This window comes from Halalkalicoccus jeotgali B3, from assembly GCF_000196895.1.
Lineage (GTDB): Archaea > Halobacteriota > Halobacteria > Halobacteriales > Halalkalicoccaceae > Halalkalicoccus > Halalkalicoccus jeotgali.
Map to the genome: position 1 here is coordinate 2143688 of NC_014297.1, position 19303 is coordinate 2162990.

Here is a 19303-nt window from a genome sequence, read left to right on the forward strand (position 1 = left end):
GGGCGGCGTCGCTGCGGGCGATTCTCCACGACGGGCGGAACCTAACCTTTCATTACGCTCCGTTACTGAGAGTCGGGTATGCAGGTAGACGGGCAAATAGCCTTGACCGTCCTGATGGGGCTCCTCCTGTTGATCGTCGCAGGGTGGATCGCCCGCATCGAGGACTGGCGTTCGTACACGCCGCTCGCCAGTGGGGGTGGGCGTGCGGTCGACGACAGCGCGCACGGAACACACGAAAAACCCGGCGGACTCATCCGCTGGCTCACCACGGTCGATCACAAGGACATCGGGATCCTCTACGCGATCTTCGGTACGTTTGCGCTCGTATGGGGAGGGGTGACGGTCGCGTTGATGCGGACCGAACTGTTCTCGCCGACGACGGTCCTCATGGACCCGACGACGTACAACGCCCTGATGACGAGCCACGGGATCACGATGCTGTTCCTGTTCGGGACGCCGATGATCGCCGCGTTCGGTAACTACGTCCTCCCGCTTTTGATCGGGGCCGACGACATGGCCTTTCCCCGGATCAACGCCATTGCCTTCTGGTTGCTTCCGGTCGCCGGGTCGCTGATCTGGGCGCCGTTTCTCCTGATGGCCGTCGGGATCGAACCCGCCCAGACCGGCTGGACGATGTACCCGCCGCTGTCGCTTGATCAGAGTGCACTCGGGGTCGACTTCATGTTACTCGGGCTGCACCTCTCGGGAATCAGCGCCACGCTGGGTGCGATCAACTTCATCGCGACCATCTTCACCGAGCGTGCCCCCGACGTCGGCTGGGAGCGACTCGACATCTTCTCATGGACGATGCTTACCCAGTCGGGATTGATCCTCTTTGCATTCCCGCTGTTGGGCAGCGTGTTGCTCATGTTGCTGCTCGACCGGAACCTCGGGACGACCTTCTTCACCACCGAGGGTGGCGGGTACATCCTCTATCAGCACCTCTTTTGGTTCTTCGGCCATCCCGAGGTCTATATCCTCGTGTTGCCCCCGATGGGGCTGGTGAGCCTGATCCTGCCCCGGTTTGCAGGCCGCAAGCTCTTCGGGTTCAAGTTCGTCGTCTACTCGACGCTCGCCATCGGCGTGCTCTCGTTTGGCGTGTGGGCCCACCACATGTTCACGACGGGTATCGATCCCCGGATCCGCTCGGCGTTCATGGCGGTTTCGCTCGCGATCGCGGTGCCGAGCGCAGTGAAGGTCTTTAACTGGATCACGACACTGTGGTCGGGCCGTCTGCGCCTGACGGTGCCGATGTTGTTCTGTCTCGGTTTCGTCTCGAACTTCATCATCGGCGGGGTCACCGGCGTGTTCCTCGCCTCCATCCCCGTCGACGCCGTACTTCACGCCACCTACTACGTCGTCGGACACTTCCACTATATCGTGATGGGCGCGATCGGCTTTGCGCTCTTTGCGGCCGTTTACTACTGGTTCCCGCTCATGACGGGCCGGATGTACCAGCGCTCGCTCGGGCTGATCCACTTCTGGCTCTCCTTTATCGGGACGAACGTGACCTTCTTCGCGATGATCCTGCTTGGCTACGGCGGGATGCCCCGTCGGTACGCCGAGTACCTGCCCCAGTACGCGACCCTCCATCAGGCCACGACGGTTGGGGCGTTTCTCATCTTCATCGGCGGGGTCGTCTTCCTGTGGAACATCATCCAGTCGTGGCTCGAAGGGCCCCGTGTCGAGAGCGGCGACCCGTGGAACCTCAAGGAAGACGGAATGGTTTCCCACGAGTGGGCGTGGTTCGAACACCAACTCGAAACCCGACTCGCTGACGGCGGCGAACCTGACGATGACACCGCGATGACCGACGGCGGCGAACGCGAGTAAAGAACCGCTTTTTCCTTTTCGACGCCCGGATTCGAGTCGGAGACCGACAAACCGGCTCGTCGCTACCCGGTCGTAACGATAACCACGGCGGTGACGGCCATCAGTACGGCGATACCGCCCAGAACGATCGCCAGTAGCTCCTTTTCGGTGAGCTCCCTGTCGAGCATATCCCCAGTCGGATCGGTGGAGGGAAAGCCTCATCGCTTCGCCGGCCGAACCCCCGCCGTGAGCGAATCAGCTACCGCCGGATCGCGCGTCTCGGGCCATCGGGTCGTCGTGGCGATCTACGTCGGGTTGGTCGTCTTCGCAGGTATCATGGGGTTTCTCCTCGGTTCCATCGTCGAGGACCTCCGGTCGGTCGCACTGCTCGGCGTGATCCCGATCCCGCCGACGCCGATCGGTCTGGCCGTCTACGGGTCGGTGACGATCGCCCTCTTGCTCGGGGTGCTCTTACTCGGGGTACGATACGCCTCGTCGGTCGAGTGACCTAATCCGGTCGACTACCCCTCGCCGACCATCCGGTCTTCCTCGTCCCACTCGCGCTGGCGCAGTTCGAACTTCTGGATCTTCCCGGTAGCGGTCGTGGGGAGTTCCTCGACGAACTCGATCTCGTGGACGACCTTATAGCCCGCCAGTCGCTCACGGGTGAACTCGGTGATCTCCTCGGCGCTCGCGCCCGGACTGTCGGGATCGCCGTTCGCGGGGACGAGAAACGCCTTCGGAGTCTCACCCCACTTCTTGCTCGGCGCGGGAATTACCGCGGCGTCGGCCACGGCGGGATGCTCGAAGAGGGTGTCCTCGAGTTCGATCGAGGAGATGTTCTCGCCCCCGGAGATGATGATGTCCTTCTTGCGGTCTTGGATCGAGATCATCCCGTGCTCGTCGACCACGGCCAAGTCGCCGGTGTGGTAGTACCCCTCGATCCGATCCGAGAAGGCCTCCTCCGTGGCATCGGGTTTCTCCCAGTAGCCCTCCATCACCTGATTACCCCGGACGACGATCTCGCCGATGGTGGCATCATCGCGGGGGACGTCCTCGCCCTCGTCGTCGACGACGCGGATCTCGGTTCCGAGATAGCCAAGCCCCTGTCGCTTCTTGATCGCGAAGCGATCCGTCGAGTCGGGATCGAACAGCCGTCTCGCGTCAGAGGTCGTGATCAGCGGGCCGGTCTCGGTCGCGCCGTAGACGTGTTTGAGATACCAGCCGAACTCGTCCTCGACGGTCCGGATGGTCGCCTCGGGCGGCGCGGCGCCCGCCGTGGCCGCCCGGACGGGATTGGACCCCTGGGTCCCCTCGCCGGTCTCCTCGTAGCGCTCGATCAGCATGTTCAACACAGTCGGGGCGGCACACAGATACGAGACGTCCTCGGTCCTGATGGTCTCGAGGATCCACTCGGCGTCGATTCCTCTGGTGCAGACGTGTTTCGCACCCATCCCCGTGATCGCGTAGATATGCCCCCAACCGTTGACGTGGAACATCGGCAGCGTCCACAGATAAACGTCGTCGTCGCGGATCTCCTGGTGGAGGCTGACGAGATACGCGTGGAGCGTCTCGGTCCGGTGGGTCCGACAGACCCCCTTCGGGTCGCCCGTGGTCCCCGAGGTGTAGTTGATCGTGATGACCTCGTCTTCCGTCATCTCGGGGCGGTCGTACTCGCCGGTCGAGTCCGAAAGTAGGGCGTCGAAATCCACCCAGTCGCCGTCGGTGGCGTTCGCATCGTTCGAGATGTAGAGGTCGGTCGGGACCGACCCGCGGATCGGTTCGATCTTTCCGGCGTGTTCGTGATCGGCGATGACCGCTTTCACCCCCGCGTCGTTCAGGATGTACTCGAAGTCCTCGGGGACCAGCCGGTAGTTCAGCGGCGTGTGGATCGCCCCCAGTTGCATGATCGCGTAGGCCGCCTCGAGGTGGTAGTGGGTGTTGGGATCAAGCACCGCAACCCGGTCGCCCTTCTCGATCCCCCGCTCTGCGAGGGCCGCCGAGAGCCGATCGACCCGGTCGCCGAGTTCCCCGTACGTGAATCGCTCCCCCGTGGTCGCCACCACGGCTTCCTGGTCACCGTAGTGCCTGCGTGCCCGGTCTAAAAAGTCGGTCGTCAGCAGTGGCTTGTGCATACCTCGCCGGACTTTTATCACAAATCGTGATATACGTTTTCGTCGAAGGCGGTCGTCCCAACTGATATCCGGAGACCGAGCCAACACTCGAACATGACGGGAGAGAACGGCTCGGCGCCGACGACCGAGGAGTTCGTCGAGTACTGTCGGACACAGGCGGGTCTCCTCCGGGGCAGCGTCGAGACGATGGTCACGGAGGCCGACGAGTTGCTCGCGGAGATCGACGCGAAGACCGAAGAGATCCGCGCGCGCCTCGACGAGCGCTCTGCGGGACCGGCGACGCCGCAGTCCACAGAGGGTCCGGACGACGACGTCGACCTCGAGGGGATCGAGGCGATGGAGTCGGACGTCGAGAGACAACAACTACTCGTCAGGACCAAACAGGCCCGAATGGAGGCGTTTCGCGAATTAGCGGACGATTACGACGCACTCGCGGGAGATCTGCGCTCGAACGTGGACGACGGCCGGGAGGCCATGGAACGCGTCGTCGAGTTCGAGGCCGACCGGGACGCGCCGGCGTACTTCGAGGACCGACTCACAGTACTGGAAGCCGCCGCCGGGGGATCCGACGCCGAGTGATCGGTTGGCGAGCTACCGGGCCAGTCCGACGGTCTCCCGATAGGAGCCGTGTTCGGCCTCGAAGACGGCCATGATCTCGCCCATCGTCGCGTAGGCCTTGACGGCGTCGACGATGGGGGGCATGACGTTTTCGTCCCCGCGGATAGCCTTTCGGATCGAGTCGAGGTGGGCCTCGACCGTCCCGTCGTCGCGTTCGGCTTTGACTTTCCGGAGGCGCTCGGTCTGGTGTTCTGCGGCGGCCTGTTCGTCGACGTGAAGGACGTCCGGGCTGGTGTCCTCTTCGAGGGTGTAGCTGTTTACCCCGACGACGACCTCCTCGCCCTGTTCGACGCGTTCTTGGTACTCGTAGGATGCGTCCTGGATCTCGCGGTGGAAGTAGCCCTCGGAGATCCCCCACAGAACGCCATCTCGGACCGACCCCTCGCCCATCTCGCGGATCTCCTCGAGGTACTCCATCGTCCGGCGTTCGGTCTCGTCGGTCAGCGCCTCGACGGCGAAACTTCCGCCGAGGGGATCGACGGTGTCGGCCGCACCAGACTCCTCGGCGATGATCTGTTGGGTCCTGAGTGCGACCCGCACGGCCTCCTCGCTCGGGAGGGCAAGCGCCTCGTCGAAGGAGTTGGTATGGAGGCTCTGAGTGCCCCCGAAGACGCCCGCGAGCGCCTGGATTGTGACGCGCACGACGTTGTTCAGGGGCTGTTGAGCAGTAAGGGACTGGCCTGCGGTCTGCGTGTGGAACTTCATCTGCTTCGAACGGGGGTCCTCCGCGCCGTACCACTCGTCCATGATCCTCGCGTAGATCCGTCGTCCCGCGCGGTACTTCGCGACCTCCTCGAAAATCGAGTTGTGCGAGTTGAAAAAGAACGAGAGCTGGGGCGCGAAGGCGTCGACATCGAGGCCGCGTTCCAGACAGTCCTCGACATAGGCAAAGCCGTCCGCGAGGGTGAAGGCGAGTTCCTGAACGGCCGTCGAGCCCGCCTCACGGATGTGATAACCCGAGATCGAGACGGGTTTGAACCGCGGGGTTTGCTGGACGGCGAACTCGATGGTGTCGGTGACCACCCCGAGCGAGGGCTCCGGCGGGACGACCCACTCCTTCTGGGCGATGAACTCCTTGAGCATATCGTTTTGGAGGGTTCCCCTCACTTCCTCGCGGGGCACGCCCTGTTGGTCCGCAAGCGCGACGTACATCGCGTAGATCACCGCCGCCGAGGGGTTGATCGTAAAGGAGGTCGAGACCTCCCCGATGTCGATCCCGGCGAACAGCACCTCCATGTCCCGCAGCGTGTCGACGGCGACGCCCTCCTTGCCGACCTCGCCCTCCGAGAGGGGGTCATCCGAGTCCTTGCCCATCAGACTGGGCATGTCGAAGGCCACCGAGAGCCCGGTTTGGCCCTCGTCGATCAGGTAGTGAAAGCGCTCGTTGGTCTCCTCTGCAGTGCCAAAGCCCGCGAACTGTCGCATGGTCCACGTCCGGCCCCGATACATCGTCGGATAGACCCCGCGGGTGTAGGGTTCCTCGCCCGGATAGCCAAGGTCCGATTCGTAGTCGATATCGGCCACGTCCGCGGGGGTGTAGAGGCGATCGACCTCGAGGTTCGAGACGGTCGCGAAGTCTTCCTTTCGCTCGCCGTGACGACCGAGGACCGGGTCGAGGGTCTCGGTCTCCCAGCGCTCCCTCTCGGTTCGGATCGCGTCGAGGTCCTCCTCGTCGTACATTGTCCTGTCTTTCATCATCGTTAGGTATTAATGTTCCGTCGGTCGAACGGAGGTCCAGCCGTCGCTGGGAGCCGACTCAGGCCCGTTCTCGCTTTCGGAGTTCGATCCGGCGGATCTTCCCGCTCGAGGTCTTCGGGAGTTCGGTGACGTACTCGATCCGGCGGGGGTACTTGTAGGGGGCCGTCTCCGATTTGACGACGGCCTGGATCTCCTCGGTGAGGTCCTCGTTCCCCTCGTAGCCGTCGGCCAACACGACGTAGGCCTTGACGACATTGCCCCGCTCGTCGTGGGGGCTCGCCACCGCGGCGGCCTCCGTGACCGCCTCGTGTTCGATCAGGGCGTCCTCGACTTCGAAGGGGCCGATCCGGTAGCCCGCCGAGATGATGATGTCGTCGGCCCGCCCCTCGAAGAAGAAGTAGCCCTCCTCGTCACGGGAGGCCAGATCCCCGGTCCGGTAGTACTCGCCCGCGAACGTCCGCTCGTCGAGGTCCGGGCGCTCGAAGTAGCCGTCGAAGATCCCCGGACAGTCGACCGGAACGGCGATCTCGCCGATCTCGCCCGGTTCGACCTCCCGCTCTTCGTCCGGGTCGATGATCGTCGTCCCCATCCCAGGTGCCGGCTTGCCCATGCTCCCGGGCTTGACCTCGATCCCGGGGTAGTTGGTGACGAGCGCGACCGTCTCGGTCTGCCCGTAGCCGTCCCGGGGCGTCACGCCGAAGGCCTCCTCGAAGGCCGCGATCGGATCGCGGTTCAACGGTTCGCCCGCCGAGACCGCCTCCCGGAGCGCGGGGTCGTAGGCCCCGAGGTCCGTCTGCGAGAACATCCGGTACTGCGTCGGAACCGCACACAGCCGTGTGACGCCCTCCTCTTCGAGGAGTTCGAGAAAGCGCTCCGGGTCGAACGCGCCCCCATAGACGAACTGCCTCGCGCCGGTGGTCAGACCGACGCCGACCGGGCTCCAGAACCACTTCGCCCACCCGGTTCCGGTGGTCGCCCACAGGAGTTCGTCCTCGAGGTCGTCTTCGGCCGTGATTCCCCACCAGTAGGGTCCGTTGACGAGTTCGAAACACCGCATCCAGCGGTGGCGGTGGAGGACGGGTTTCGGCTGGCCGGTCGTCCCGCTGGTGTAGTTGATCGACATCGGGTCCGCGGCCCCGAGTGCGGGCCCGTCGTGGTGGCCCTCTTCGGCCGCGACGAGGTCGGTAAACGACGCCCAGTCACCCTCGAACGCGTCGAAGGTCGCGCCCCCGTCGAGGTCGCCGCTCGTATCGCCGTCCAGAGCGACGAGCGTCTCGAGGGGCGTCTCCTCGAGAACGGGTTCGACCATCTCGAGCAGCGAGGCGTCACAGACGATCCCCGTCGCCTCGCAGTCGGTCGCACGATACTCGATGTCCTTCGGGGCGAGCATCGACGAACAGGGGACCACGAGCGCGCCACGTTTCAGTACCCCCAGTTGGATCGCGAAGACGTCGGGGTGTCGTGGAAGGAGCAACAACACACGATCCCCCTTTCCGATCCTGCGCTCGGCGAGCGCGTTCGCGAACCGGTTCATGTCCCCACGCAGGTCGCCGTAGGTACGTTCGGTCCGATCTCCGGCCTCGTTGCGGAACTCGAGTGCGACCCGGTCGCCGAACGACTCGCCGTGGGATTCGATCACCGCCGGGAGGTTGTACTCCTCGGGAACGTCCCACTCGAAGTCCGCCACCAAACTGTCATAATCGACCATCGTAGTCAATAGCTCTCCCGGTGCGTGTTACCTGTTTTGGTCAATCAAAAATAACTAGTAAGATATATATCTATTCAGTACATATCAGATATGAGGAACTAACTAATGGTTCGCTATCCAGACTGGTGCTGTCAACACTGTGGAGAACCGCTTCGTACCGTCCCCTGTCTGAACTGCATCCAGCTGGATCGGATGGAAGCAGAAGAAGACGGAACCGACGACGCCGAAGTCGAGGGCGAGCGCGCCGTCGCCACCACGAAGTAACTCAGTACGACCGCTCCATCCCGAGGGCGTTCTCGCCGAGGAAGTTGAGCGCGAGCTGTTGGGTGATCGGTACCAACCGCGTGAGGCGCGCCTCGCGGAAGTAGCGTTCGACATCGTACTCGCGGGCGATTCCGAACCCGCCGTGGGTCTGGACGGCCGCGTCGGCCGCCTCGAAGGCCGCCTCGCTCGCGAGGTACTTCGCGACGTTCGCGCGCGCGCCCAGATCCGCGCCGGCCTCCGAACCGACGGCGTTCGCCCCGTTGTAGACCACGGCCTTGGCCGCTTGCACCCGTGCGTAGGCCGCCGCGAGCGGGTGCTGGATCGCCTGGTTCGTCCCGATGGACCGGCCGAAGACTTCGCGCTGGTTCGCATACTCGACGCCCGCATCCAGAGCCGCCTCACCCAATCCAACGCACTCGGCGGCGATCACGAGTCGTTCCTCGTTCAGCCCGTCGAGCATCTGGTAGAACCCGCGGCCTTTCTCACCGATGAGCCGTTCTTCCGGGACGCGAAGCCCCTCAAACCAGCACTCGTAGGAGTGGACGGCGTTGCTCGCAGTCTTCTCGATCGCCTCGACTTCGAGGGTGCCCTTCGAGAGCGCCTCGTCGATGTCGACGAGGAACATCGAGATCCCGCGGGTGCGCTTTTCGACGTCCGCGCGTGGCGTCGTCCGGGCCATCAACACGAGGTAGTCGCTCGCGTCGATCCGCGAGGTCCAGATCTTCTGGCCGTCGATCACGTACTCGTCGCCCTCCTTTCGCGCGCGGGTCTCGATGGCCGTCGAGTCCGAGCCCGCATTGGGCTCGGTGAGGCCGAAGGCCTGGATCGACATCTCGCCGGCCGCGACTTTCGGAAGCAGGTCGGCTTTCAGCTCCTCGCTCGCGTATTCGACGAGCGAGACGGAGTTGTAGATCCCACCGTGGACCGACTGGGCGGCACTGAACCCGCCGCCGCTGGCTGCGATCTCTTCCATCATGACGACCGTCTCGGGCGTGCCCATCCCCGCCCCGTCGTACTCCTCGGGGATCAGTGCGCCGAACCAGCCGTGTTCGGCGAGCGCCTCGGCGAACTCGTGTGGGTACTCTCCCTCGCGGTCCTTCTCGCGCCAATAGGTCGCGTCGAAATCCGCACAGATCTCGCGGATCGAATCCCGGACGAGGCGCTGTTGGTCCGACAGCTCCACAGTGTCACGATTGATCATGGCTCGAATAGCCGCTACATAACTATACGCCTACGGAATGGCGTCGATCGTGCCGATTTCCGACGGCGCGCTCAGAGCGCCTCGGAGACGTCGAGCACCGTGGCGATCGAGTCCACTTCGGCGAACCCGTCGAGGTCCTCGTACAGTCCCTCGGCGTGTTCCTCACGAATCGTCCGGGTCGCACAGTCGAGGAACTTCGCGCGCTGGCGGTCCTCCGAAAGCGGGTTTCCGTACGTGCCCGGCGGGTTCTCCTGTCGGCGCTCGACGGTCTCGTCCCTTTCGAGTCGGACGACGGAGGTATGAGCGTCGTAGGCGAGGTCGGGATCGGTCCGAAACGAGACGCGCTCGCGGAGGTCCTCGACCGTCGGATCCGACAGCGCGGGCTCCTCGAACGTCGCGAGATCGACCCGGTCGCGCGCGAGCGCGCTCGCGACGGCATACTCCATCGAGAACTTCGCCTCCAGTCCCGTTTCGGGGTTCGAATGGGCAAGCGCGTCGGCCGCACCCTGCGAGGCCTCGACGACTATCGACTCGACGTCCTCGGGGTCGATCGCGTGCTCCACTGCGAGCGACTGGGTCGCGGCGATCGCCGTATGAGTGAAATAACAACACGGGTAGGCCTTGGTGTGGATCCCTCGCTCGTCGATGTACCGTCCCGCGGGCGCTTCGACCTCGCTTCGCTCGCCGTACAGGTCGAGAAAGCCGCCGTCACCGCCGATCGCCTCGTCGTCGGCGGTGATCCCGTCACGCGCGAGTATCGCGGCGGTGAGTCCCGACCGGGCCGCAAAACCCGCATGCATCGGCTTGGTCATCGAGCCGAAGTTCCGTTTCAATCCGGCGGGCGTCGAGGCGGCGATACAGAGGGCGTTCCTCGTCTCCTCGGGAGCGAGATCGAGCAGCCACGCCGCGGCGGCGGCCGCACCGAAGACCCCGAAGGTGGCCGTCGCGTGCCACCCGTCCTCGTAGTGGGCGGGACTGATCGGGGCGGCGACCCGGCTCATGACCTCGAAGCCTGCGACGTAGGCGGCGATCGCCTCTTGCCCGCTGGCCTCCGTCTCGCCGGCGAGCGCGAGGATCGGCGGGACCAGCACGACGCTCGGGTGACCGTCGATCGCCCACGAGAGGTCGTCGTAGTCGAGCGCGTGGCCCGCCGCCCCCAGCGCGAGCGCGTGGTCCAGCTCGGCACGTTCGGTGGTCGCCACCAACCCGCCGTCGGGACGCCACCGCGAGACGGACCGGCCGATATCGGTCGACAGTCCCGCGAGGGTCACCCCGACCGTATCGACGAACGCTCGCTCGACGAGGTCGGCCGTCGATCCGTCGATGGCGTTCGGATCGAGGTCCGTGACGGTCGCCGCCAGACGCGATTCGATGTCGTGATCCGCGAGGGCCATACCCACCCATCGACCGGTCGGCGTATAAAACGAGCTACTGGAGGCGCTCGGTCGTCTCGACGAGCGGGTGGCGCGCGTAGTCGACCACCGTGATGTCGCCGATGGAGGTGAGCCCCTCCTTGCGGGCGGTCCGTTCCATTCCGAGTTCGATGTCGTCGTCGATGACGATCACGTAGGCGTCCATCTCCTCGATGTCGAGTCGGTCGGCGGCCATGACTCGATGGTGGCCGTCGGCGAGCAACAGCCGGCCGCCGACATCGATCACGACCAGCGGTTCTGCCAGCCCGTGTTCGAGTTCGTACTTCCGTCCCTCGAGTTCGTCCGCGTAGACTTTCCCCTGTGTAGGAACGAGATCGGCGAGCGAGATCGTCCGGTGTTCTTCGCTGACGGAGATATCGTGGATGCTTTCGAGGGTGCGGATCAGTTTCCCCACCTTCTCGGGGGTAGCGCGCTCGATCTGGCTGCGGATCACGTCGGCGTTCGAGATGATTCCCACGAGGTTGCCCGCGTCGTCGACGACCGGCAGCTTTTGGATCCCCGAACGTAGGATGACGCGGGCGGCGTCGGTCACTTTCATCCGGGGGTGAGCGACGACCAGATCCGTGCTCATCACCTTGAAGATCGGTTCGTCCTCGTCGGCCAGCAGGAGATCCCGGGCGCTGATAAAGCCCTCGACGCGCCGGCCGTCACAGACCGGAAACCCGCTGTGCTCCTCGCTCTCGGCGATTCGGACGGCCACGTCGCCGACGGTCGCATCGGGCGAGACGGTCACGACGTCGCGGGTCATGTACTGGTTGACGCGTGGCTTGCCGTCGCTGACGCCTACGTTCATGGCCTCCAGACGGGTGGGTCTCGCAAAAACCCCACGCTACCGCCCACTGAGAGTCGAGCGCCACTGATCCGGTTCGTCGCCCGAGCGGTCATCCCCGCGCCCGTACGCCGAGAGCGTCTCGAAAAAGCGCTCGTCGATCACCTCGCGGACGATCTCGGTCAGCAGTTCGTCGTCGTTTTCGGTCTCCTCGCCGAGGAACCCGAGCGGGATCTGTGCGCCGGCCATCCCCGCGTGACCGCCCGCGCTCCCGATCTGGTCGAACGCCTCGCGCAGGGTTTCGCCGATATCGAGCTCCGAACCGCGCGCCCGCGCCGAGATGTAGATGGTCCCGTCGACGAACCCGTAGACGAGGGTGGCGACGACCCCCTCCATGGTCAGGAGGCGATCGGCAGCCTGTGAGATAGCGTCTCGGTCCCGGAGGGGGCCGATACAGCTCGTACAGACGCCGCCTTTCACTCGGTTGTTGCGGATCGCGCGCGCGAGCGTCTCGAAAGTCTCCTGACTGATCATTGGCCGTTCGATCTGATCGAGGACGTCGGTGTCGACGCGGGGCAACAGCGTTTCGGCCGCCTCGAAATCGAGGCGGTCTGCCCCCCGTGAGAAGTCCGCGGTATCGGTGCGGATCCCGAACAGGAGGGCGGTCGCGAGTTCCTCCGACGGTTCGACTTCCAGCGTATCGAAGTACTCGACGATCATGGTACACGTCGAACCGACTTCGCTTCTGACGTCGAGGTGACGGGCCTCGATCGGTTCCGGGGAGGGGTGGTGATCGATCACGATGTCGATCGGGGTGTCCTCGGGAAGCCGGTCGTTGACGCCGGGCAGCGAGTGATCGACGAGCGCGATCGCGTCGAACGCCGCGATGTCTTCGGGCGCGTCGAGTTCGGTGAGGTCCTCGTCGAGGTCGAGGACGTTGATCAGCGCCCGGTTTTCCTGATGGGAGATCTCGCCGAAGTAGTACGCACCGGCCTCCGCGCCAAAGGAGCGCGCGAGCGTCGCGAGTCCGACGCCACTGGCGATCGCGTCGGGATCGGGGTTGTCGTGAAGCACCACGGCCAGTTCCCCCTCGCAGTCGCCGATCAGCGATCGCAGGTGGCGCGCGCGCTGGGCCGCCTGCCCGGTGACCGTCTCGCCGACGTACTCGCGAAGGGCGGCGGTCGGGTCAAGAACCGTCCCGACCAGTCCCGAGAGCGTCTCGCGTTCGGCGGCGGTCGGCTCGTGGCCCGCGAAGGCGACGATCGGGACGGACGTGAAGACGTCGCTTGCGGCCCGGGCGATCTCGACGTTTCGCTCCGGCGAATCCGTCCCGATGAAGGCGCTCGCGACCGGCCCGTCGATCCCCGCGAGTACCGACGGGTCCGCGGGATCGGCCGCCGTGATCGTCACGTCCCGCTGGGGGAACTCGCGCTGTTCGGGGTCGAGCGTCACGACGTGGACCGGATCGGCCCGTTCGCGGGCGCGCTCGATCAGCGCGTGGCCGACGGTCCCGGCGCCACACCCCAACAGCAATCGGGAGGCCATACGGTGGTCGTACCCGATGGACGCGCTAAAACGTATCGTATCAGCGGGTGAAAAACCGTCCCGGGGATCAGGCCAGCAGCGCGCCCGCGGCGGCCTGTGCGAGGTCGACGACCGGGAACGCCGGAATCAGCGCGACGGTCATGACCGCCGCGGCGACGATCGCCGCGTACAGCCCGACGGGCTGGCGCGAGACGTCGAGTTCCCGAATCGGGTCCTCGATCCAGATCGCCTTGACCAGCCGGGAGTAGTAAAACAGCGACAGCGCGCTCGCGAGCGCGCCGACCGCCGCGAGCCACCAGTAGCCCGCCCCGATGGCCGCCGTGAACAGGACGTACTTCGAGAGGAACCCGCCCCCGATGGGCAGTCCCGCGAGGCTGAAGAGGAACACCGTCACCGCCGCGCAGGCGATCGGGGACTGGCGCCACATGCCGTTGTAGTCCTCGAAGGTGCGCCCGACACCGCGATATTCCGCGAGCGCGATAAAGAGGAACGCGCCGGTGTTCATGAAGCCATAGACCAGCAGGTGCATCATCGCCGCACCCATCACGGCCGCGTCGTTGCCGCCACCGAGCGCCGCCAGCCCGATCAGAACGTAGCCGGCGTGCCCGACCGACGAGTAAGCGAGCATCCGCTTGACGTTCTCCTGTAGCGCCGCGGCGAAGTTACCCACGAGCATCGTCACGACCGCGAGCACCTGAAAGATCAACACCCAGTCGATCCCGAGTCCGGCGACGACGTCGAGGGGGAACGCCTCGACGAACACGCGGAAGGCGATCACGAAGCCGGCGGCCTTCGACGCCGAGGAGATGAAGGCGCTGACGGGTGCGGGCGCGCCCTCGTAGGCTTCTGGCGCCCAGAAGTGAAACGGCACCGAGGCGGTCTTGTAGGCGAACCCGCCGACCAGCATCAGCGTGCCCACGCCGAGGATACCGACGTTCTCGGTCTCCTCGATCCCCGCGGCGACCGCACCGAGCTGGAGCGAGCCCGTCGTCGCGTAGACGAGGCTGATCCCGTAGACGAAGATCGCAGACGAGAGCGCCCCGATCAGGAAATACTTCAGACCGCCCTCGACGCTGCCGCGGTTGTGCTTGAGAAACGCAACCAGCGCGTACGAGGAGAGGCTCGCGAGTTCGAGACTGATGAAGACCGTCATCAGGCTGTTCGCGTTGGCCATCAGGGCCATCCCGGTCGCCGCGAGCACGATCAGCGAGTAGAACTCGCCCTTGTGGGGCTGGTCGTGTAGGTAGTCGTAGCTAGCCAGCACGACGAGCGCGGCCACGCTCGTGACGATGAACGTAAAGAAGAGGCTCATGCCGTCGACGATCACCTGATCGCCGAGCAAGGAGAGCCCCTCCGGGCGGCCGACGCCGGTAAAGAAGTACCAGACGGTGACCGCAAGCGACCCGAGGACGCCCGCGAGCGAGAGACCCGCGAGCAGCCCGTTGTTCGTCTTTCCGGGGTTGACGCTGTCGAGGAGGAACAGCGCGAACGACGTTACTGCCAGCACCACGACGGGCGCGAGTGCGATCCACGTGCCGGCGTCGGTCACCATCAGAGACCACCTCCGAGTTCGGCGAGCGGGTCAACTGCGTCTTGAATCATGGTAAAGAAGATGTCGGGATCGACACCCAGCAGGATGATGAGGCCGATCAGTACGAACAGCGGCACGACGTCGTGCAGCGGCGCGCGTGTGACCTCGTAGTCGGTTGCGAGTCGGTACTCGCCGAACAGCGTGCGCTGCATCGCAAACAGCAGGTAGCCCGCAACGATCACGATGCCGAACATCGCGACCGCTGTGAAGATCGGCGCGCTCGGGAGCACCGTCGACTGGAACGCCCCGAGGAAGATCATGAACTCCCCGGCGAACCCGGCCATCAGCGGCAGGCCCATGTAGCCGAACGCGGCTGCGATCAGGATTCCGACGGCGATCGGCATCCGGTCGGCCATCCCCGAGATGTCCCCGACCATACGCGTGTGCGTGGCGTTGTAGATCACGCCGACGGCCATGAACATCAGCCCCGAGATCAGCCCGTGGGCGACCATCTGGAAGGTTGCCCCGCCGATCCCGTAGACGGTGAAGGCGACCAGCCCGAGGATGACGTAGCCCATCGAGGAGATCGAGGAATAGGCGACGATCCGTTTCAGGTCCTGTTGGGCCAGCGCGAGCATCGCGCCGTAGATGACGCTGAAGACGCCGAGCGCGGCGATCGGGACGGCCAGCGCGGCGGCGACGTCGTACAGCATCGTGAAGTTAAAGCGCAACAGCGCGTAGGTCCCCATTTTCAGGAGCACGCCAGCGAGCAGCACGGAGACGGGCGTGGGGGCCTCGACGTGAGCGTCCGGCAGCCACGTGTGGACCGGGAAGATCGGCACCTTCACCGCGAACCCGAAGAAGATCGCGACGAAGCAGAGCAGTGCCACCGTATCGGGACCGAGCCCTGCGACGCCGGAGAGTTCGCCGTTGTGGAGCGCCTGGGTGATCTCGGCCATGCCGAAACTCGTCACCGAGTCCCCGAGCGCGAACACCAGCGTGATGAAGCCGATGAACATCACCAGCGAGGCGACGTTCGTGTAGACGAAGAACTTGATCGCGGCGTACTTCCGACGGGGGCCGCCCCAGACGCCGATCAGCAGGTACATCGGGATCAGGACGGCCTCCCAGAAGACGAACCAGACGAAGAAATCGAGCGTCGAGAAGACGCCGATGAGGCTCGCCTCCATGAACAACACCAGCCCGTAGAACTGCGAGATCCGCTCTTGAATGGGCGTCCACGCGCTCATGATCGCGAGCGGAACGAGGACGGTCGTAAGTACCAACAGCGGGAAACTCACGCCGTCGAGGCCGACGTGCCAGTTGATCGCGTAGGGATCGAGAGCGATCCACTGGGCTTGGGTTTCGAACGCGACGGTGCTGCCTTCGAGCAGGGCGTTCCCGCTCGCGTCGAAGCGCGTCCACATGTAGAGGCTGCCCGCGAGCGGAAGCAGGCTTAGGACGAACGCGACCTGCGGTGCGTACGCCTCCGGGATGAGGAAGACGACGAGCGCCGCGACGAGCGTGACTGCGATGAGTGCTTCGATCAACATTTAGAACCAACCTCCGTAGATGCCAAAGGCGACGAGCAACACGACCAGCGCAGTCGTGATCAGCGCCGCGTAGTTCGTGACGACCCCGCTTTGGAGCCTGCGGACCCGGCCGCTACCGAGCAGGCTCACGCTGCTGATGCCGTTGACGACGCCGTCAACGACACCCTGATCGAACGTGTCCGCGCCGCGGGCGACACGCTGGGTCAGACCCTCGGCGAGCCAGACCTGATACTCGTCCTGATAGTAGTTCGCCGCTAGCACGTCCTTCGCGCTACCGAGTTTGTCGGTGTGGGCCACCGGATGGGGCCCTCGGTAGAGCGCGATCGCGGTGCCGGCCCCCGCCAGTGCGAGGACGAACGCGATCGCACCGGGGATAAAGGGCGCCACGTCGGCGTGGTGGATGTGTGCGAACTCCTCTGCGGTCGTCGTGTACGTCGAGTAGGCGAGTTCCTCCGGCCCGCTGTCGAGCCAGTGTGAGAGGTACGTGATGTCCGCGCCGGTGAGTTCCGCGACCGGGACCATGTTGACGAACCCGGCGACCGTCGCGAGGATCCCGAGCACCGCCAGCGGGACTTTCGTGTTCCAGCCCAGCGGAACCGGGTGTTCCGCGTGGTCGCTCCGAGGCTCGCCGTGGAAGGTGAGGATCACCATCCGGAACGTATAGAATCCGGTGAAGAACACCGCGAGCAGCCCCATCGCGTACGCGGCGAGCAACACCGGGTTCTCGAGGCCGGCGATCAGCGCCTCGTAGAGGATCTCGTCCTTGCTCCAGAAGCCCGAAAAGGGCAGGATACCCGCGAGCGCGAGCGAGCCCGCGAGGAACGAGTAGTACGTCACGGGCATCTCGTCCTTGAGCCCGCCCATGTTCCACATGTTCTGTTCGTGGTGCATCGCGATGATGACCGCACCCGCGCCGAGGAACAACAGCGCCTTGAAGAAGGCGTGGGTCATCAGGTGGAAGGTCGCCGCGACGTAACCCGCCACGCCCAGCCCGAGCATCATATAGCCGTACTGGGAGATCGTCGAGTAGGCGAGCACCTGCTTGATGTCGTCCTTGACGACGCCCATGGTCGCCGCAAACAGCGCCGTGAAGCCGCCGGTAAAGGCGATGATGCCCATCGCGGTCGGCGAAAGGGCGTAGAAACCGAACATCCGCGCGACGAGGAAGACCCCGGCGGCGACCATCGTCGCCGCGTGGATCAGCGCCGAAACCGGCGTGGGACCCTCCATCGCGTCGGGCAGCCACGTGTGAAGCGGGAACTGCGCGGACTTGCCGATCACGCCACCGAGAACGAGCAACCCGAGGATCGTGACCCACGTCTGGGCGGGAAAGCCAAAGAGCGTCTCGCCACCCTCGATGGCCTCGCGGGCCAGTTGGGGGAACGCGCCCTCGCCGGCGAACTGGGCTGTGCCGAAGGTCGCGAGGATCCCGACGACACCGATCAGGAAGAAGTAATCGCCAAAGCGCGTGACCAGAAACGCCTTCTTCGCGGCGCTCGGCGGGGCGTCCTCGCGGAACCAGAAGCCGATCAGCAGGAACGAACAGAGGCCGACGAGCTCGAAGAACATGAAGGCCATCAGCAGGTTGTCCGCGAAGACGAACGAGAGCATACTGAACGTAAAGAGACCGAGCCCGGCGTAGTACCGGGGAAGACCGGTTTCGCCCTCGTCGTTCATATAACCGAGGCTGAACATGTGGACGAGGAAGGCGATCAGCGAGACGATCACCAACATCATCGTCGAGAGCGGGTCGAGAAGCAGGCCGAACGAAAGCGAGAGCGTCTCCCCGCCGACGCCGGTGATCCACGTATAGAGCGTCTCGTCGTAGACCTCGCCGCCCGCGACCCGAAGCATGGCCCAGAGCGAGAGCAACAGCGAGCCGCCCGTGGCAGCCATACCGACGAAGCCGCCCTTCTTCGGGAGGTACTCGCCCGCGACGAGCGCGATAACGAACGACGCGAGCGGGAGCAGTGCGATCAACGGTGCGTATTCGAATGCCATCTCGTTACCACCTCATCGTCGTCGCCTCGGTCACGTCCACGCCGCGGAAGTTGCGATAGAGAACGAGGATGATCCCGATCCCGATCGCGACCTCGGCGGCGGCCAGTGCCATCACGAACAGCGCGAAGGTCTGTCCGGTCAGGTTGCCCCACTGCAGCGAGAAGGCGACGAAGTTGATGTTCGCTGCGTTGAGCATGAGTTCGACGCTAATCAGGAACATTAGCGCGTTACGGCGCGTCAGTACGCCGAACAGGCCGATACAGAACACGCCCGCCGAGAGGACGAGGTACCACTGGACGGGCACGAGCAGTTGCGTCGGTGCGAGCAGTTGCGTCGGTGCGAGCATCTACTCCTCACCCCCCTCGAAGCCACCGCGTTCGGGGACGAGTCCCTCGGCAGGCTCCGCTTCTTCCTTGCGTGCGAGCATCACCGCGCCGTCTAGTGCCGCATCCAACACGATCGCGATCGCGAAGAAGCCGGCGATGAAGCCCTCGGCGGGAATCTCGCCCGCGTCGATGTTGAACAGCGCGTAGCCGATGTTCGCGGTAACGTTCGCCCCGTCGGGAAAGCCCTGTGGGGCGGGAAACGACGACGTGACGAAGACGAGCGCGAAGACACAGAAGAGCGCAAGCGCCGCCAGACCGGGAAGCAGGTGGCTCCCGACCTGGAATTCGGGCTTAGTCGGCATTGCTCGCCTCCGAGTCGGTCGGTCCCATGCCCTGTGCACCGCGGTCGGCCTCCACCGTTTCGTCGTGAGTCAGCATCACGGCGAACGTGATCAGGATGAGCACCCCGCCGACGTAGACGAGGATCTGCACCGCCGCGAGGAACTCCGCGGTCAGCGTCACGTAGTGGATCGCGACGCTCAACAGTGCCACCCCGAGCAGGAGCGCCGCGTGCCAGACGTCCCTGACGAGGACGACGCCGAGGCTGCTCGCGAGTGTCACCCCCGCAAACAGCACGAACGCCGCTGTCTCTAGTACCATTAGTTCAACACTCAGTCGCACGCCCTTTGAAGATTTCGAGATTGCCCCG

Annotated in this window: 17 protein-coding genes; 4 read left to right on the plus strand and 13 right to left on the minus strand. The window is 64.9% G+C overall.

Features of this window, described 5'->3' with window-relative positions; all coding sequences use genetic code 11:
* Window positions 1–78: 78 nt before the first annotated feature.
* Both HACJB3_RS11230 and HACJB3_RS11235 read left to right on the plus strand, forming a co-directional pair.
* Window positions 79–1833: a cbb3-type cytochrome c oxidase subunit I gene (locus tag HACJB3_RS11230; protein ID WP_202946614.1), complete on the plus strand. Its 1755-nt coding sequence runs from the start codon at window positions 79–81 to the stop codon at window positions 1831–1833.
* Window positions 1834–2058: 225 nt separating this feature from the next.
* The gene (locus HACJB3_RS11235) at window positions 2059–2319 is read left to right on the plus strand and encodes a DUF7520 family protein (RefSeq protein WP_049934425.1); all 261 of its coding nucleotides are present in this window, start codon (window positions 2059–2061) and stop codon (window positions 2317–2319) included.
* Window positions 2320–2333: 14 nt separating this feature from the next.
* Here HACJB3_RS11235 and HACJB3_RS11240 read toward each other — a convergent pair whose 3' ends face one another.
* Window positions 2334–3947, minus strand: a complete 1614-nt coding sequence (locus tag HACJB3_RS11240) for a long-chain-fatty-acid--CoA ligase (RefSeq protein WP_008416705.1) — start codon at window positions 3945–3947, stop codon at window positions 2334–2336.
* Between the two features lie 93 nt (window positions 3948–4040).
* Here HACJB3_RS11240 and HACJB3_RS11245 point away from each other — a divergent pair, with 93 nt between their 5' ends.
* Window positions 4041–4526: a hypothetical protein gene (locus HACJB3_RS11245; RefSeq protein ID WP_008416703.1), complete on the plus strand. Its 486-nt coding sequence runs from the start codon at window positions 4041–4043 to the stop codon at window positions 4524–4526.
* 12 nt (window positions 4527–4538) lie between these two features.
* Here HACJB3_RS11245 and HACJB3_RS11250 read toward each other — a convergent pair whose 3' ends face one another.
* Both HACJB3_RS11250 and HACJB3_RS11255 read right to left on the minus strand, forming a co-directional pair.
* Complete coding sequence (locus HACJB3_RS11250; protein WP_008416701.1) at window positions 4539–6245, minus strand: acyl-CoA mutase large subunit family protein; 1707 nt, start codon at window positions 6243–6245, stop codon at window positions 4539–4541.
* 76 nt (window positions 6246–6321) lie between these two features.
* On the minus strand, window positions 6322–7971 hold the full coding sequence (locus tag HACJB3_RS11255; RefSeq protein ID WP_008416699.1) for an acyl-CoA synthetase: 1650 nt from the start codon (window positions 7969–7971) through the stop codon (window positions 6322–6324).
* Window positions 7972–8076: 105 nt separating this feature from the next.
* Between HACJB3_RS11255 and HACJB3_RS19965 the strand changes: the two genes are divergently transcribed.
* On the plus strand, window positions 8077–8235 hold the full coding sequence (locus tag HACJB3_RS19965; protein ID WP_155828813.1) for a hypothetical protein: 159 nt from the start codon (window positions 8077–8079) through the stop codon (window positions 8233–8235).
* Window position 8236: 1 nt separating this feature from the next.
* Here the strand turns inward: HACJB3_RS19965 and HACJB3_RS11260 are convergent, their stop codons facing one another.
* The 10 genes from HACJB3_RS11260 to HACJB3_RS11305 all read right to left on the minus strand — a co-directional run bounded on the left by HACJB3_RS11260 (window position 8237) and on the right by HACJB3_RS11305 (window position 19254).
* Window positions 8237–9436 (minus strand): acyl-CoA dehydrogenase family protein, encoded by a 1200-nt coding sequence (locus HACJB3_RS11260; protein WP_008416698.1) that lies wholly within the window; start codon window positions 9434–9436, stop codon window positions 8237–8239.
* A gap of 71 nt (window positions 9437–9507) precedes the next feature.
* Entirely contained in the window at window positions 9508–10830 is a 1323-nt protein-coding gene (locus HACJB3_RS11265; protein WP_008416697.1) for an MmgE/PrpD family protein, read from the minus strand.
* A gap of 34 nt (window positions 10831–10864) precedes the next feature.
* Window positions 10865–11662: a CBS pair associated ParBc domain-containing protein gene (locus HACJB3_RS11270; RefSeq protein WP_008416696.1), complete on the minus strand. Its 798-nt coding sequence runs from the start codon at window positions 11660–11662 to the stop codon at window positions 10865–10867.
* Between the two features lie 36 nt (window positions 11663–11698).
* Complete coding sequence (locus tag HACJB3_RS11275) at window positions 11699–13183, minus strand: DHH family phosphoesterase (RefSeq protein ID WP_008416695.1); 1485 nt, start codon at window positions 13181–13183, stop codon at window positions 11699–11701.
* A gap of 67 nt (window positions 13184–13250) precedes the next feature.
* Entirely contained in the window at window positions 13251–14735 is a 1485-nt protein-coding gene (locus tag HACJB3_RS11280; RefSeq protein ID WP_008416694.1) for an NADH-quinone oxidoreductase subunit N, read from the minus strand.
* Window positions 14735–16267 (minus strand): complex I subunit 4 family protein, encoded by a 1533-nt coding sequence (locus tag HACJB3_RS11285; RefSeq protein WP_008416693.1) that lies wholly within the window; start codon window positions 16265–16267, stop codon window positions 14735–14737. The genes HACJB3_RS11280 and HACJB3_RS11285 overlap by 1 nt, the downstream gene beginning before the upstream one ends.
* Window positions 16268–18268, minus strand: a complete 2001-nt coding sequence (nuoL, locus tag HACJB3_RS11290) for an NADH-quinone oxidoreductase subunit L (protein ID WP_008416692.1) — start codon at window positions 18266–18268, stop codon at window positions 16268–16270.
* A 4-nt stretch (window positions 18269–18272) separates the two neighbouring features.
* Window positions 18273–18614 carry an NADH-quinone oxidoreductase subunit NuoK gene (gene nuoK, locus HACJB3_RS11295; RefSeq protein ID WP_008416691.1) on the minus strand — a complete coding sequence of 114 codons (342 nt, stop codon included), beginning with the start codon at window positions 18612–18614 and terminating at the stop codon, window positions 18273–18275.
* On the minus strand, window positions 18615–18956 hold the full coding sequence (locus HACJB3_RS11300; RefSeq protein WP_008416690.1) for a hypothetical protein: 342 nt from the start codon (window positions 18954–18956) through the stop codon (window positions 18615–18617).
* The gene (locus HACJB3_RS11305) at window positions 18946–19254 is read right to left on the minus strand and encodes an NADH-quinone oxidoreductase subunit J (RefSeq protein ID WP_008416689.1); all 309 of its coding nucleotides are present in this window, start codon (window positions 19252–19254) and stop codon (window positions 18946–18948) included. The genes HACJB3_RS11300 and HACJB3_RS11305 overlap by 11 nt, the downstream gene beginning before the upstream one ends.
* Window positions 19255–19303: the final 49 nt, after the last annotated feature.

Excerpts from the sequence above, each read along its gene's own strand:
- HACJB3_RS11230 (WP_202946614.1), top strand. The coding sequence starts at position 79 with ATGCAGGTAGACGGGCAAATAGCCTTGACCGTCCTGATGGGGCTCCTC.
- HACJB3_RS11240 (WP_008416705.1), bottom strand. The coding sequence starts at position 3,947 with ATGCACAAGCCACTGCTGACGACCGACTTTTTAGACCGGGCACGCAGG.
- HACJB3_RS11245 (WP_008416703.1), top strand. The coding sequence starts at position 4,041 with ATGACGGGAGAGAACGGCTCGGCGCCGACGACCGAGGAGTTCGTCGAG.
- HACJB3_RS11250 (WP_008416701.1), bottom strand. The coding sequence starts at position 6,245 with ATGTACGACGAGGAGGACCTCGACGCGATCCGAACCGAGAGGGAGCGC.
- HACJB3_RS11255 (WP_008416699.1), bottom strand. The coding sequence starts at position 7,971 with ATGGTCGATTATGACAGTTTGGTGGCGGACTTCGAGTGGGACGTTCCC.
- HACJB3_RS19965 (WP_155828813.1), top strand. The coding sequence starts at position 8,077 with ATGGTTCGCTATCCAGACTGGTGCTGTCAACACTGTGGAGAACCGCTT.
- HACJB3_RS11260 (WP_008416698.1), bottom strand. The coding sequence starts at position 9,436 with ATGATCAATCGTGACACTGTGGAGCTGTCGGACCAACAGCGCCTCGTC.
- HACJB3_RS11265 (WP_008416697.1), bottom strand. The coding sequence starts at position 10,830 with ATGGCCCTCGCGGATCACGACATCGAATCGCGTCTGGCGGCGACCGTC.
- HACJB3_RS11270 (WP_008416696.1), bottom strand. The coding sequence starts at position 11,662 with ATGAACGTAGGCGTCAGCGACGGCAAGCCACGCGTCAACCAGTACATG.
- HACJB3_RS11275 (WP_008416695.1), bottom strand. The coding sequence starts at position 13,183 with ATGGCCTCCCGATTGCTGTTGGGGTGTGGCGCCGGGACCGTCGGCCAC.
- HACJB3_RS11280 (WP_008416694.1), bottom strand. The coding sequence starts at position 14,735 with ATGGTGACCGACGCCGGCACGTGGATCGCACTCGCGCCCGTCGTGGTG.
- HACJB3_RS11285 (WP_008416693.1), bottom strand. The coding sequence starts at position 16,267 with ATGTTGATCGAAGCACTCATCGCAGTCACGCTCGTCGCGGCGCTCGTC.
- nuoL (WP_008416692.1), bottom strand. The coding sequence starts at position 18,268 with ATGGCATTCGAATACGCACCGTTGATCGCACTGCTCCCGCTCGCGTCG.
- nuoK (WP_008416691.1), bottom strand. The coding sequence starts at position 18,614 with ATGCTCGCACCGACGCAACTGCTCGCACCGACGCAACTGCTCGTGCCC.
- HACJB3_RS11300 (WP_008416690.1), bottom strand. The coding sequence starts at position 18,956 with ATGCCGACTAAGCCCGAATTCCAGGTCGGGAGCCACCTGCTTCCCGGT.
- HACJB3_RS11305 (WP_008416689.1), bottom strand. The coding sequence starts at position 19,254 with ATGGTACTAGAGACAGCGGCGTTCGTGCTGTTTGCGGGGGTGACACTC.